General features: G+C 70.7%; 12 protein-coding genes. 3 read left to right on the top strand and 9 right to left on the bottom strand.

Annotated elements, in window-relative coordinates; all coding sequences use genetic code 11:
• Positions 1 to 113: 113 nt before the first annotated feature.
• Together ACIQFU_RS31150 and ACIQFU_RS31145 are read right to left on the bottom strand one after the other, a co-directional pair.
• Complete coding sequence (locus tag ACIQFU_RS31150; protein WP_402555942.1) at positions 114 to 800, bottom strand: response regulator; 687 nt, start codon at positions 798 to 800, stop codon at positions 114 to 116.
• On the bottom strand, positions 797 to 2,077 hold the full coding sequence (locus ACIQFU_RS31145) for a sensor histidine kinase (RefSeq protein ID WP_402555940.1): 1,281 nt from the start codon (positions 2,075 to 2,077) through the stop codon (positions 797 to 799). Before ACIQFU_RS31145 ends, ACIQFU_RS31150 begins: the two co-directional genes overlap by 4 nt.
• Positions 2,078 to 2,171: 94 nt before the next feature.
• Between ACIQFU_RS31145 and ACIQFU_RS31140 the strand changes: the two genes are divergently transcribed.
• A complete protein-coding gene (locus ACIQFU_RS31140) occupies positions 2,172 to 2,732 on the top strand; it encodes a GNAT family N-acetyltransferase (protein ID WP_402555939.1) in 561 nt (186 codons plus the stop codon).
• Positions 2,733 to 2,755: 23 nt separating this feature from the next.
• Here the strand turns inward: ACIQFU_RS31140 and ACIQFU_RS31135 are convergent, their stop codons facing one another.
• The 6 genes from ACIQFU_RS31135 to ACIQFU_RS31110 form a co-directional block, all read right to left on the bottom strand.
• Positions 2,756 to 4,267 (bottom strand): type VI secretion protein, encoded by a 1,512-nt coding sequence (locus ACIQFU_RS31135; protein WP_402555937.1) that lies wholly within the window; start codon positions 4,265 to 4,267, stop codon positions 2,756 to 2,758.
• A gap of 49 nt (positions 4,268 to 4,316) precedes the next feature.
• A complete protein-coding gene (locus tag ACIQFU_RS31130) occupies positions 4,317 to 5,729 on the bottom strand; it encodes an ATP-binding protein (protein ID WP_373904293.1) in 1,413 nt (470 codons plus the stop codon).
• A gap of 12 nt (positions 5,730 to 5,741) precedes the next feature.
• A complete protein-coding gene (locus ACIQFU_RS31125; protein WP_402555952.1) occupies positions 5,742 to 7,283 on the bottom strand; it encodes an SCO6880 family protein in 1,542 nt (513 codons plus the stop codon).
• 14 nt (positions 7,284 to 7,297) lie between these two features.
• Positions 7,298 to 8,623: a hypothetical protein gene (locus tag ACIQFU_RS31120; RefSeq protein ID WP_402555935.1), complete on the bottom strand. Its 1,326-nt coding sequence runs from the start codon at positions 8,621 to 8,623 to the stop codon at positions 7,298 to 7,300.
• A complete protein-coding gene (locus tag ACIQFU_RS31115) occupies positions 8,613 to 9,413 on the bottom strand; it encodes a hypothetical protein (RefSeq protein WP_402555933.1) in 801 nt (266 codons plus the stop codon). Before ACIQFU_RS31115 ends, ACIQFU_RS31120 begins: the two co-directional genes overlap by 11 nt.
• Positions 9,414 to 9,579: 166 nt before the next feature.
• The gene (locus ACIQFU_RS31110) at positions 9,580 to 9,888 is read right to left on the bottom strand and encodes a hypothetical protein (protein WP_019526682.1); all 309 of its coding nucleotides are present in this window, start codon (positions 9,886 to 9,888) and stop codon (positions 9,580 to 9,582) included.
• Between the two features lie 423 nt (positions 9,889 to 10,311).
• Between ACIQFU_RS31110 and ACIQFU_RS31105 the strand changes: the two genes are divergently transcribed.
• Positions 10,312 to 11,313, top strand: a complete 1,002-nt coding sequence (locus tag ACIQFU_RS31105) for an NlpC/P60 family protein (RefSeq protein ID WP_402555932.1) — start codon at positions 10,312 to 10,314, stop codon at positions 11,311 to 11,313.
• Positions 11,314 to 11,519: 206 nt separating this feature from the next.
• The gene (locus ACIQFU_RS31100) at positions 11,520 to 12,236 is read left to right on the top strand and encodes a phosphatase PAP2 family protein (RefSeq protein WP_402555930.1); all 717 of its coding nucleotides are present in this window, start codon (positions 11,520 to 11,522) and stop codon (positions 12,234 to 12,236) included.
• A gap of 3 nt (positions 12,237 to 12,239) precedes the next feature.
• Here ACIQFU_RS31100 and ACIQFU_RS31095 read toward each other — a convergent pair whose 3' ends face one another.
• The gene (locus ACIQFU_RS31095; protein WP_402555929.1) at positions 12,240 to 13,829 is read right to left on the bottom strand and encodes an FAD-binding oxidoreductase; all 1,590 of its coding nucleotides are present in this window, start codon (positions 13,827 to 13,829) and stop codon (positions 12,240 to 12,242) included.
• Between the last annotated feature and the right edge of the window lie 233 nt (positions 13,830 to 14,062).

Here is a 14,062-nt window from a genome sequence, read left to right as displayed (position 1 = left end):
TACTGCAGGGGGGACCCTGTGGGAGAGTAGGACGCCGCCGAACAATTATTACGGGAAAGCCCCGCACCGGGAACGGTGCGGGGCTTTCTGCGTTTTACGGGCTCTTCAGGGCCCTATTGTCGGCCCACCAGTTTTGTTTCGTAGGCCAGGATGACCGCCTGCACGCGGTCTCTCGAGCCCGTCTTGGCCAGGATGCGGCCCACATGGGTTTTGACCGTCGATTCGGCCAGGTGGAAGCGCTCCGCTATCTCCGTGTTGGTCCAGCCCTGGCCCATCACCCGCAGGATCTCGGTCTCGCGTTCCGTGAGCGGAGTCAGGCGGGCATCGGCGGAACCGGAGGGGGAATCCGCGGAGCCGTCCGGCCCCGTGGTGGCCGGCAGGTGGTGGGCGTATGCGTCGAGGAGTCGGCGGGTCAGGCTCGGGGCGACCACCGCGTCGCCGGTGGCCACCGCGCGGATGCCGGCGAGGAGTTCCTCCGGCTGGGCGTCCTTGACGAGGAAGCCGGACGCGCCGGCGCGCAGGCTGGAGTAGGCGTACTCGTCGAGGTCGAAGGTGGTGAGGATGAGGACGCGGGAGCGGCCGCCGCCCGCGACGATGCGGCGGGTCGCCTCGATGCCGTCAAGGCCGGGCATGCGGACGTCCATGAGGACGACGTCGGGACGGAGCTCGGCCGTCAGCCGGGTGGCTTCGGCGCCGTCGGCGGCCTCGCCCACGACCGTCATGTCGTCCTGGCTCTCCAGGAGCATGCGGAAGCCGAAGCGCTGGAGGGGCTGGTCGTCGGCTATGAGGACGGTGGTCACTGCGGGGGTTCCTCCGGTAGGTGCAGGTGGACGCGCCAGCCCTGCTCGGGTGCCGGGCGTGGTCCGGCCTCAAGTGTGCCCCCGTACAGGGCCGTTCGTTCGCGCATTCCGGGCAGGCCGCGGCCGCCGGTGAGGTCGGGGCGCGGGAGCGGGGCAGCCCGGCCCGTGTCGGTGACGGTGAGGGTGACGGCGCCGCCCGCCCCGTAGGACAGCTCGATGTGGGCGGTGGCGTCCGGGCCGGCGTGTTTGAGGCTGTTGGTGAGGGCTTCCTGGACGACGCGGTAGAGGGTGAGCTGGCGGCCCTCCGGGAGGGTGGGTTCGCCGTTGACCGTCTCGCGGACGGGCAGCCCGGCGCGGCGGACGCCGTCGAGAAGGCGGTCGAGGTCGGTGAGGGCCGGCTGCGGGGCCAGTTCGGGTGCCGCGGGGCCGCCGTCCTGGGCGTCGTCGCGCAGGACGTCCAGGAGGCGGCGGAGCTCGCCCAGGGCCTGGCGGCTGGTGGTGCCGATGGCGTCGAGGGCCTGGGCGGCGCGGTCGGGGGACTTGGCGGCGGCGTACCGGCCGCCGTCGGCGAGGCCGGTGATGACGGAGAGGTTGTGACCGATGATGTCGTGCATCTCCCGGGCTATGCGCGCGCGTTCCGCGGCTGCCGCGAGCCTCACCTGCTGGTCGCGTTCGGTTTCCAGGCGGCGGGCCCGGTCTTCGAGGACCTCGGTGTGGTCGCGCCGGGCGCGGACCGTGATGCCGATGAGGGCGGCGACGCCGGTGGAGAGGAGCTGCGAGCCGATCTGCTGGCTCCAGGAGCCGGCGTCGTCCCCGTAGCGGGCGACCGTGACACAGACCGGGGTCGTCACTAGGGCCACCGCCCACCAGAGGTTGCGCAGCGACAGCCGCAGCGCGATGTGGTGGACGAGGAGGAGCTGGAGCAGGGCGGCCTGGAGCGCGGCGCCCGACCAGGCGTTCACCAGGGCCGCGGGCAGCGTGGCGAGGAGGGCGGCCCCGGGGTGGCTGCGGCGCCACAGAAGCGGTACGGAGAGGGCGAGGCTGAGGGCGACGACGAGGCCCACGGGGAGGTCCGGGTCGCGTGCGACGTTGCGCCAGCCGCCCGACGCGTCGACCAGGGCGGCGGCGACCCAGAAGCCGGTGAGGAGCAGGTCCCAGACGAGGGGGCGGCGGCGGTCGAAGGCGCGGACCCGGCGATTGACGCGCTGGACGTACTCGGTGAGCGGCTCGGCCGTCCGGTCCTCCGGGAGGGGCTGCGAGGGGTCCACGTGGTCCATCCGACCATCGTCGGGGTTCAGGGGCCGCCGGGCGTCCTTCCGGGGGCCGTATATGAGGTGAGAGCCGTAGTACCCGGGTATTACGGTGGCCGGCATGAGTGCCTCGGTCCCCGGTGACTACGTGATCCGCTCCATACGCGCCGACGAGTGGCGCGCGGTGAAGGAGCTGCGCCTGCGCGCGCTGCGGGATCCGCTCGCGCACCTCGCGTTTCTGGAGACGTACGAGGACGCCGCGGCGCGTCCGGACTCCTTCTGGCGGGAGCGGGCGGCCGGTGGTGCCGATGGCGCTTCGGGGGCGCAGCAGATCGTGGCCGAGGGGCCCGGCGGGCTGTGGCTCGGCACGCTGACGGTGCTCGTGGAGGAGGCCGGGTCGACGGACTGGGCCGGATTTCCCGTGGAGCGGCGGCAGGGGCATGTCGTCGGGGTGTTCGTGCGGACCGAGTGGCGGGGGAGCGGGCTGACCAAGGCACTGTTCGACGCCGGTCTCGACTGGGCGTGGGCGCACGGCGTGGAGCGGATGCGGCTCATCGTCCATCCCGACAACGGGCGGGCGCAGGCGGCCTACCGCAAGGCCGGGTTCGCGCCGAGCGGGCGGACGGTGCCGCTGGTGGGCGGGCCCGGTGACCACGAGTTGGAGTACGTGCTCGAACGCTGACGGGTCGCCCGTTCGAGGCCCTGTCAGACCGGGAGTTCGTCGTGGGGCCAGCGGGCCCGGCCCTGTTCGCGGGAGCGGAGCAGGGCCAGGGTCGGCAGGCCCAGGTCCGTGCCGCCGGCCAGCAGCTCGGGGAGCTGGGGAAGCGGGGCCACGGCGGCGACGTCGTCCAGGACGAGTGTCATTGGTGGGTCGAGGCGACCGGAGGATGACCGTTCGGCCATGCGCCGGCCGCGCTCGACCACGCTGGAGACGAGCGCGGTCAGCAGCGGCATCGCGCCCGCGCTCGTACGGGGGTCCTCAATGGATTCCCCCACCACGTAAAGGGTGCCCTGTTCGTGAACGAAGGAATCCAAGGCGAGGGCATCATTTCGGTTGGGAGTGCAGGCCTCGCGGATATTGACCGTGGAGAGGGCGGCCAGGGCCCGGGCGGTCAGCTGCTGGGCCATGTCCCGGCGTTCGGGGTGGGCGGTGAGGGACCCCTCGAGCTCGCCCGCGGCACCGGGGGCGGCCTTGGGGTGGGTGCGCAGGACACGGACGGCGTCCTGTACCTGGAGGCCCTGGGACCAGCGGTGGACGTGGCGGACGGTGCGACCGTCGATGGCGGCGGCGTGCAGGTAGCTGCGCAGCAGTAGTTCGGCCGTGTCGGCGACCGCCTGGTCGAGGCGGGCGGTGGGGCGTACCGGGGCCAGGAGGGCGGCGGCTCTGGCGGTGGCCGTCTGTTTGTCCTCGCAGCCCGGGGTGGGGGACCAGTGGAAGCGGGCGGGGGTGTCGCAGAGGTGGTTCGGGTCGTAGAGGTGGGTGGGGCCGAGTTTGGCGCGGGCGTCCTTGGTCTCCGACCAGAGGGCGGGGTTGGAGGTGACGACGAGGGCGGTGCCGTCTGCGTCCCGCAGGGTCTGGACGGCCGTTGCGTGACGGCTTTCCCTTGGGCCGTAGTGCACCGCGCCTTCGGTGCGGCTGGTTTCCCACCCGCCCACCCGTTTGCCGTCGAGCAGAGAAGCTGAGGGGTGGTCGGGCTCCTGAGCCGGAGTGTGTGGAGTCTCTGGGGCTTGCTGCGGGGCCCTCGGGGTGGGCACTTCGTGCACCGGTACGTCCTGGATCAGGGTCTCCCGGACCGTCGGCGTCCCCTCGACCGGTGTCTCCTGCGCCACCGGTGTCGGCGCCTCGCGCCGTCGTTGTCGTACCGCGCGCCACCTCGCCACCGTGCCCATCACGAACACGGCGAGCACCACCAGCACCATGAGCTGCCCGATGAACAGCCCCCAGAAGAGCCCGTACCCGGAGAGTGCCGTCTCGGGGGCGTCCGGCCAGGCGCCGGGGATGTCGTGGGGCTCGGCGACCAGTTGGCGCATGGCCCGCGGGGTGCCGGTGAAGCTGACGCCGTCGGGCCAGGCGCCGTGGGCGAACAGGGCGGACAGGCAGGTCGCCGTCCACACCAGCAGGGTCATGCCGAGTAGGAAGGCCAGCATGCCGATCAGCAGGCCGTCGGGGATGCCGCCCTGGGCCGGCCGCTGACCGCGGCGGTCGTCCGGTCTCATGCGTCCGGTGCCTCTCCGTCTCTCCTGCGCCGGGTGCCTGCCCGGCGTTCTACGCCACCGTCGATTCCGACGAGTCGCCGATGTGCTGCTCCATGAACGCCGCCGCCCGCTCCTCCGCCTCCAGCTCCGCGGCGCGCAGGGCGTCGTCGGTCAGGTCGGAGGAGGACTCGGTCATCGCGCGGTCGGTGAAGACCAGGGGGCGTTCGGTCTCGGTGATCAGGTGTTTGACCACCTGGACGTTGCCGTTGACGTCCCACACCGCGATGCCGGGGGTGAGGGAGGGGATGATCTCCACCGCCCAGCGGGGCAGGCCGAGGACGCGCCCGGTGGCCCGTGCCTCGTCGGCCTTCTGGGCGTAGATGGTGCGGGTGGAGGCCATCTTGAGGATGGCCGCGGCCTCTCTGGCCGCCGCGCCGTCGACGACGTCGGACAGGTGGTGCACCACCGCTACGAACGACAGGCCGAGGCGACGGCCGAACTTCAGGAGCCGCTGGAACAGCTGCGCCACGAACGGGCTGTTGATGATGTGCCAGGCCTCCTCGACCAGGAAGATGCGCTTCTTCCGGTCGGGGCGGATCCAGGTGTGCTCCAGCCAGACGCCCACGATGGCCATGAGGATCGGCATCGCGATGGAATTGCGGTCGATGTGCGAGAGGTCGAAGACGATGAGCGGGGCGTCGAGGTCGATGCCGACGGTCGTCGGGCCGTCGAACATGCCGCGCAGGTCACCGTCGACGAGACGGTCCAGGACGAGGGCCACGTCCAGGCCCCAGGCCCGTACGTCGTCTATGGCGACGTTCATCGCCTCGGCGGACTCCGGCTCGGGGTGGCGGAGCCGCTCGACGATGTCGGTGAGGACCGGCTGGCGTTCGACGATGGTCTCGTTGACGTAGGCGTGCGCGACCTTGAGCGCGAAGCCGGAGCGCTCGTCCAGGCCGTGGCCCATCGCGACCTCGATGATCGTCCGGAGCAGCGCCAGCTGGCCCGTCGTCGTGATCGCCGGGTCCAGCGGGTTGAGGCGGATGCCGTGGTCCAGGGCGGCCATCGGGTCGAGGCGGATGGGGGTTATGCCCAGCTCCTCGGCGATGAGGTTCCACTCGCCGACGCCGTCCTCGCCCTGGGCGTCCAGGACGACGACCTGGCGGTCGCGGAAGCGCAGCTGGCGCAGGACGTACGTCTTCTCCAGGGCCGACTTGCCGTTGCCGGACTCGCCGAGCACCAGCCAGTGCGGGGCGGGGAGCTGCTGGCCGTAGAGCTGGAAGGGGTCGTAGATGTAGCCCTTGCCGGAGTAGACCTCGCGGCCGATGATCACGCCGGAGTCGCCGAGGCCGGGGGCGGCGGTCGGCAGGTAGACGGCCTGGGCCTGGCCGGTGGACGTGCGGACGGGGAGGCGGGTCGTCTCCACCTTCCCGAACAGGAAGGACGTGAACGCGTCGGTGAGGACGGACAGCGGGTCCCGCATCAGGCTCAGCCCCTACCTTCGGATGCCGGTGGCGAACGGAAGAGTGTTCACGAAGGCGCGATGGTGCTCACGGTCGCACCACTCCAGTTTCAGGTACGACTTTCCGGCCGACGCCCTTATCGTCCGCTTGTCGCGGGCCAGGGCCTCGGGGGTGCGGGAGGAGACGGTGATGTAGCCGACCAGGTTGACGCCGGCCGCGCCGCTGGCGAGGTCCTCGCCGCGCTGGTCCAGGCGGCCGTGGGCGGCGATGTCGCGGGGGTCCACGGTCCGGTTCATCTTGGCGGCGCGGGACGCCTCGGCGTCGTCGTTGGTCTTCTCGGTCAGCATGCGCTCGATGGCGACCTCGGTGGGTTCGAGGTCCATCGTGACGGCGACGGTGCGGATGACGTCCGGGGTGTGGACGAGGAGGGGCGCGAGGAAGTTGACGCCCACCGGGGTCATCGGCCACTCCTTGATCCAGGCGGTGGCGTGGCACCAGGGGGCGCGGGTGGCGGACTCGCGGGTCTTGGCCTGGAGGTAGGTGGGCTCCATGGCGTCCAGCTCGGCCGGCCAGGCGTTGCGCTTGGTCATCGCCTGGATGTGGTCGATGGGGTGGTCCGGGTCGTACATGGCGTGGATCAGGGAGGCGAGCCGGCCCTGGCCGAGCGGCTGGCGCACGCGGATGTCGGCCTCCTGGAGGCGCGAGCAGATGTCGGTCAGCTCGCGGGCCATGACGACCGCGAGGCCGGCGTCCCGGTCCAGCTTGCGTCCGCTGTGCGGCCGGGCGGCGCGGGCCATGGTGTGGGCCTCGGCGGCCAGCTCGCGGTTGTAGTGCATGCAGGCGATCAGGTAGGCGCGGTGCTGCTCGCTGCTGGTGGACACCATCGACTGCAGCTGGTCGTACGACTGCTGCAGCCACGGCGGTGCCTTGTCGTCGCCGCGCTGGGTGACGTCCTTGGCGTGCGCGTCCGGGTCGGCCGGGAGGGTACGGGCGAGCATCTGGATGCGGGTGACGAAGCCGTCGCCGTTGGCCACGTGCTTGAGCAGGGTGCCGAAGCGGTCGACGAGGGCTTCCTGGTCCTCGGAGTCGCGCAGGCCGACGCCGGGCCCCTCGATCTCGATGGCGGCCGTCACCGTCTTGCGGTCGGCGTGCAGGAGTACGGCGATCTCGTCCGGCCCGAAGGGCGCCGCCAGCCAGGAGATGCGGCCGATGCCGGGCGGCGGGCCGACCTCGACCTCGCGGCCGTCGATCCTGGTGCCCGCCTCGATGGCGCCGGAACGGTAGGTGGTGCCGTTGCGGAGCGTGCGCTTGTAGCTGCGGTTGATCTCGAACCACCGGTAGAACGTGCGGTGGTTGTACGGCACGTAGACCGCCGCCAGCGCGAGCATCGGGAAGCCGGCGAGCAGCACGATGCGCAGGCTCAGGACGGGGACGAGGAGCCCGCACATCATGCCGAGGAACGCGCCCGCGACGATCAGCGCGATCTCACCGGTCTCGCGGTTGCGGCCGACGATCGCGTTCGGCCGGGCGCGGCCGATCAGATACGTACGGCGGGGCGTGACCGTATGGGACATGGGGGACTCGGTCGTCAACGCCCGTCACCTCCTGTGCTCTGGCTGTTGCGAGTGTTGCGGGTGTTGCTTGCGTGCGGTGTGTTCACCGGGCTGCCGGAGCGCGGTGCGGGTGCGGCGGAGGGGACATTTCCGCCGCCGTTCGAGGGACGCGAGCTGTGCGCGGCGACTCCGCCGGAGGCGGGGTTCGAGGGGCGGGCGACTGCGGAGGAGGAGGACTGTCCGCCGCCGTCGCCGTTGCTGCGGGCGCTGTGGGTTCTGATGCCCTGCGCGACGAGGTTCGCCGGGGAGCTGATCACGGCGGCGGCCTTGCCCTCGGCGCCCTGCATGATGCGGTTGTTGCGGCCGTTGGCGATCTCGTCGCCGAAGCCGGGGACGAAGCGGTAGATCATCGCGGAGGCGAAGATCGCGAGCAGGATGATGGCGAGGCCGGACACGATCGCGGCGACGGAGTCGGGTCCGTCCGCCGTGGTCAGCGCGCCGGCGAGGCCCAGCACGATGACGATGACGGGCTTCACCATGATCACGGCGATCATGATGCCCGCCCAGCGGCGGACGTGGCCCCACAGGTTCTTGTCGACCAGGCCGGCGTAGACGACGACGCCGAGCAGGGCGCCGACGTAGAGCAGGACGGCGCGCAGGTACAGCTCCAGGTAGAGGACGCCGGCGGCGACGATCGACACGAACGACACCAGGATCAGCATGATCGGGCCGCCGCCGATGTCGTTGCCCTGTTTCAGGGCCTCGGAGAACGTGCCGAAGAAAGTGTCCGTCTGGTCGCCGGTGCCCTTGGCCAGGACGTCGGTCACGGCGTCGGTGGCCGACACGACCGTGTACAGGATCAGCGGCGTGAAGGCCGACGCGAGCACGGTGAGCCAGAGGAACCCGACGGCCTCGGAGAGCGCGGTGGTGAGCGGGACGCCGCGGACGGCGCGTTTGGCGACCGCGAGCAGCCAGAGGACCAGGGTCAGGAACGCGGACGCCGCGAAGACGACGGCGTACTGCTTGAGGAACGTGTTGTTCGTGAAGTCGACGTCGGCGGTGTTCTTCACGGCGCTGCTGAGCGTGTCGACGGTCCAGGCGGCGGCGTCGGCACAGCCCTTGGCGAGGGAGGAGAGGGGGTCGAGGGTGGAGGGGAGGGTGTCGGAGGTCCCACCGCTGCGCTGGGCTGTGCCTTCGCCTCGTTCGCAGTAGTCCTTGGCGGGGCCCACGATGAGATCGCAGTTGTCGTCCGGCGATGGTGTGGGTGCGGCTGCGGCTCGCGTGGCGAGCAGCACGAGCGTGGCCTGCACGGCGGTCAAGGCGGCTGCCGCCTTGAGTACGCGACGCTGGTCAGCGGGCATACGAGAACCCTCCGTACTCCTGGACGGCCTTGGACATCTCGTCGGCGGTGGAGGCCTTGTTGTCTCCGGGGACGGGCGCGGGGCCGTCCTTCTGGGAGAAGGACTCGACCTTCCAGTCGTTGTCCACCCAGCGCAACTGCAGAGTCAGGGTGAACCAGTCGCTGCTGACGGGGGTGGTGGTCTTTTCACCCGCGATGCCGAATACACCCGTGCACCAGACGTCCACCGTCGCCGCTGTGTCGGCATACTGCGTCGTCTTGGTCCCGATCGGCATGGTGCGGGAGACGTAGGTGTTGCCACCTGTGGCGTTGCCGTCCTTGTCCAGGCCGATGGAGCTCAGGAACTCTCTGCTGTAGACCTTGTCGAACTTGCTGGCGAGAGCGGCTTGCTTGTCAGCCACGAAGACCTGCCGCACGATCTCGTCCCGCCGGGCAGGCTTGAGGATGTCAGCCGATACGAGAGCCACCGCGTAGTTCGCCGCCGCGCTCTGTGCCCCCTGCTCGTCGTGGGCGAAGCCCGACTGGACGGGGCGCGTTCCCGAGGGGGCCGTTGCCGATGTCTTCGGCTTGTCGCCCCCGCCGCCCTCCGCGGATGCGGAACCGTCTCCTCCACGGTTCGCGAAGGCGATCGCCGCGATGAGCAGGACGACGACGCCGACCACGGTGACCAGGCTCCGCGAGGAGGAGCGGCCGCCGCGTCGGGGGCCGCCGTCCTCCTCCGGGAGCCGGAGCCGGGTCCCGCCGGTGCCGCCGTAATCGCCGGACGAGTGGTGATCGTCTCCGAGACTCATGCCGCGTACGCCCCCTCGACGTCGGGTCGGCCGTGTACGTACGACGGTAGCCGTGCTGGGTCCTGCTCGGGCGCGGTGTTATGACTCGACATCAGGGAAACGCAACCTCAGCCGGTTGGCACGACGGGCGGGTGGGGTGGAGGGGAAGGGACGGATGAGTGCCGGGCTACACGGCCATCCCGTACACGATGGTGAAGAGCGTGCCGAGCGAGCCGATGATGAACACGCCCGTCAGGCCCGCGATGATCAGGCCCTTGCCCTGCTCCGCGCTGAAGGTGTCCCGCAGTGCCGTGGCGCCGATGCGCTGCTTGGCGGCGCCCCAGATGGCGATGCCGAGGCAGAGCAGGATGGCGACGGCCATCACCACCTCGATCATGACCTTGGCCTCGTTGCCCAGGCTGCCGAAGGGGCCCCAGTCCGGGGCGATCCCCCCGATGATGGTGTTGATGTCTCCCTCGTCGGCCGCAAAGAGCATGTAAGTCACCGCCCCTGTTGGGTAGTTCCGCACCCTCTGCGGACATGCAGAGGTCAAGCCTCATTGTCGCCGACGATGACGCCGTCGCATGTCGCCTTGGCGTCATTGTTTGGCGGGTTTGGTGCGAACAGCCTGTCACCGCCCGGCGCCGACTGTTCGATTGGCGCCGGGACGGCTCCTGGTGGTCGTATCGTCACTCTGTGTATCACGGCGGGACATGGCTGGCAACGATGCGTAAGCGAAACCTGTGCTGCGGTTCGGTCGTTAGGCCCTGATCGGGTGTCACCGACTGCTGGGCTGTCGGCTGCGGAGAGCGCTGGGGCGAGAAAGGGTGGACCGGGGCCCATCCTTCGTACGCGGTCGGCCCGGCGACATGGCCGGGAAACGTCACTGAACAGCGTGTCCATGGGGGATGGTTGAACCATGCGCAAGATGTGGGTCGGTGCCGGTGTCGCGGTTGCCCTCGGGATGGGCTTCGTGATGCTGCTCGTCGTGGGGGTCTACCTCGTCGCCGGGAACCTGGCCGGCGGGGCGGGCGGCGGGGCCAAGAGGCTCGCCAAGGGGAGCGTGCCCGCGGCGTACCAGCCGATCGTGCAGAAGTGGGGCAATCTCTGTCCCGCCATCAACCCCGCGCTGCTCGCAGCCCAGTTGTACCAGGAGAGCGGGTTCAACCCGAGGGCGCAGAGCGCGGCGGCGGCGCAGGGGATAGCGCAGTTCATCCCCGGGACGTGGGCCACCCACGGTGTCGACGGGGACGGGGACGGGGACCGCGACGTGTGGGACCCGGCGGACGCGATTCCGTCGGCGGCGTCGTACGACTGCTCCCTCGCCTCGTACGTGAAGGACGTGCCCGGCGATCCGACCGAGAACATGCTGGCCTCCTACAACGCGGGGGCCTATGCGGTGATCAAGTATCAGGGCGTGCCGCCGTACAAGGAGACGCAGAACTACGTCAAGGTCATCACGACCCTGGAGAAGAGCTTCGCCGCGCCCACCGGCCGAGTCGACCCGTCCGAGCAGGCCGCCGGGGCCATCGCCTACGCGCAGAAGAAGCTCGGGACGCCGTACCTGTGGGGCGGGAACGGGACGGCCGAGCAGGGTGGGCGGTTCGACTGCTCCGGGCTGACCAAGGCCGCGTACGAGAGTGTGGGCATCGAGTTGCCCCGGGTCGCCAACGATCAGTACAACGCGGGGGCGCATCCCGGGCGGGACGAACTGCTCCCGGGGGATCTGGTGTTCTTCTCCGACGATCTCACCAACTCACGGACGATCAGGCACGTCGGGATCTACGTGGGTGGCGGGTACATGATCGACGCGCCTCGGACGGGTGCGGTGATCCGGTTCGACCCCATTGACACCCCCGACTACTTCGGGGCCACCCGGGTGACCGAGGATGGCGCGAAAGCGCTGCCCACCACGGTGTGAATGGGAGGGTTTGAACCCAGCGTGAAACCCTGCCCTGAGCTGCGGCGACGTATCTCTCTTCGATAACGTCTGCGTGATCATTCAGTGGAGTGTGGAACGTATCAACAGGGGCCGTGCGTTCCTGTTGACGTGTAGCTGACCACGGGGGTGGCAGAAGAGGCGCGCGCTCGGTGCGCCTCAGGACATGACGAAGGGGCCGCAGCATCATGGCTGGACTCGCCGAATCCGGGTCGAACCCCGACGTCGAGCTGCTCTACGACATCAACGGCCTGGCCAAGGACGCACCGCACTGGTTCGACCGGGTCATGGAGTTCGTCGGTGAGTACGGACTGCTGTTCGCGATCGTGCTGCTGGTGCTGTGGTGCTGGTGGGGTGTGCGGCGGCGGGGCGGCGAGGACGCGGCCCCGAACGTGGCCGCTCTCGTGTGGGCGCCGCTCGCCGCCGGGGTCGCCGTACTCGTCAACGTGCCGATACGGGGGTTCGTCGAACGGCCCCGGCCCTTCAAGTCCCATGACGGGCTCGAAGTGCTCGTGGAGGGGAAGAACGACTTCTCGTTCGTGAGTGATCACGCCACGCTCTGCATGGCCCTGGCCGTCGGACTGTTCGTCGCCAACCGGAAGTTCGGGATCGCCGCCATCGTGCTGGCGCTGTTCGGCGGCTTCGCCCGCGTCTACATGGGCGTGCACTATCCGACGGACGTCGTGGGCGGCTTCGCCCTCGGCACGGCGGTCGCGCTGCTGCTTTCGCCCGTCGCCATGGCCCTGCTGACGCCGCTGACCCGGGCCGTCGAGCGCTCGCCCCGGGTCGGGTGGCTGGTCAGCGCGCGAGGGCGGTCCGGCGGCGCGGAGCGCGGCGCCGTGATCCCGGGGGCGCACAAGGAGAGCGGCGCCGAGACGTCGGGCGAGCGGGATCTCGCCGCCTGACGCTCACAGTGCCTGCGGGTAGGTGAAGACGCGGTCCGGGTCGTACTGGTGCTTCAGACGCGCCAGGCGCGGGGCCGCGTCTGCGTAGTAGGCCTTCCGCCAGTCCGTCAGTTTCGGGTCGGTGTAGTTCTGGTAGGCGGCGCCCGAGGCGTACGGGCGCATCGCGGCGTAGGCGGAATCCAGCCAGGACTGTGCCGCCGTTCCGCTCGTGCCCGGTGGCCAGGAGACGAGGTACTGGGCCAGCGTCCGGGAGCGCCGGTGCACGAACGCGGTGGCCGTCGGGGAGACGCGGTTCACCGCCCCGCCGAGCGCCGTGAACGCGATGCTGCCGGCGCCGCCGCGTACCTGGGGGAGCTCCGCGAGCAGGGCCTTGATGCCGGCGGGCGGGATCGAGCGGTCGAAGAAGTCCGAGCGGGCGGCGTACGTCTCGCGGCCGAGCGAGCCCTCCGGTGCGTGGCCGGGCGCGGAGCCCGGGAGGTGGCAGCGGGCGTCGGTCGAGAAGGACGAGCAGCCCGCGTACATCTCCATCGACTCCTCGTAGGTACGGCGCTTGAGGGAGACGTGGCTCGCGGGCGAGCCGATGCGGTCGGCGAGACGGTCGACGGCGTTCTGGAGTTCGCCGTAGGTGCCGAGGGAGAAGGCGGAGACCGAGAGGGTGGGGGTGTGGCCGGGGGCGGCGGCCAGGTGGAGCGAGGACCAGATCTCGTCGGGCTGGTCGGGGCCCCACTCCTGCCAGGCGCGGACGGCCGCGGCCGCCTTGTGCCAGGGCCAGGTCAGGTACGCCGACACGGCCCTCGGGGCGGGGTGGGTGCGGAAGTGGAACTCCGTGACGATGCCGAAGTGGGCGTTGCCGGCGCCGCGCAGGGCCCAGAAGAGGTCCTTGTGGTCGCCTGTCGCGTCGGCGGTGATCTCCTTGCCGTCCGCCGTGATCAGGGTGGCCCGGGTGAGGCTGTCGCAGGTCAGGCCGTACGCGCGGGAGACGACACCGTGGCCGCCGCCGAGGGTGAGGCCGGAGATGCCGACGGTGGGGCAGGAGCCGGCGGGGACGGTCACGTTCTTCGCGGCGAGCGCGCGGTAGACGTCGATCAGCTTGGCGCCGGCGCCGACGGTCGCCTCGCCGGCGGAGGCGCGGACGCGGTTGAGTTTCGACACGTCGATGATCAGGCGGCCGTTGCCGGAGGACCAACCGGCGTAGCTGTGGCCGCCGTTGCGGATGGCTACGGGGATGTGGTGGGAGCGGGCGTAGGAGAGGGCGGTGCGGATGTCGTCGGGGTGGGAGGGGTAGGCGACGGCGGTGGGTTTGAGGGTGTCGAAGCGGGTGTTGTAGAGCTGGTGGGTCGTTTTCCAGGCGGGGTCGCCGGGGCGGACGAGTTGGCCGTCGAGGGACTTGGCGAGGGCGGTCCAGGTGGTGGGGGTGGGGGATTTTCCGGCTTGCGCCGTCGTGGTCGTGGTCGTGGTTGTGGTTGTGGTTGTGGCTGTTCTGGCTGGGGTGGCTTTGGCGTCCGTGTCGGTGGTGGGGGGTTTGCCTGTGCAGGCCGCTGTGGCTGCCGCGAGGGTTGCGGCTGTGGTGGTGAGGAATGTGCGCCGGTGCATGTCGTCTCCGCGTCCCGTGGGGGGTCTTGGGAGGAGACGGGTGTGTGGGGGGCGGGGTTCCCCGGGCGTCGGCTGTACTGGTGTACGGCGTGGGTGTCGGGCGGGGGTGGGGGGGGCGCTGACCGGCGCTTGCCGGGTGCCGCTGCGCCCACCCGTGCCGCCCCAGCGGCACGACTGCCCGCAGCTGGGGCGGAGTGGGTGCCCGCAATTCAGGCGGCACGACTGCCCGCAGT

Source organism: Streptomyces sp. NPDC093065, assembly GCF_044754585.1.
Taxonomy (GTDB): domain Bacteria; phylum Actinomycetota; class Actinomycetes; order Streptomycetales; family Streptomycetaceae; genus Streptomyces.
This window is presented reverse-complemented; position numbering and strand designations above follow the sequence as displayed.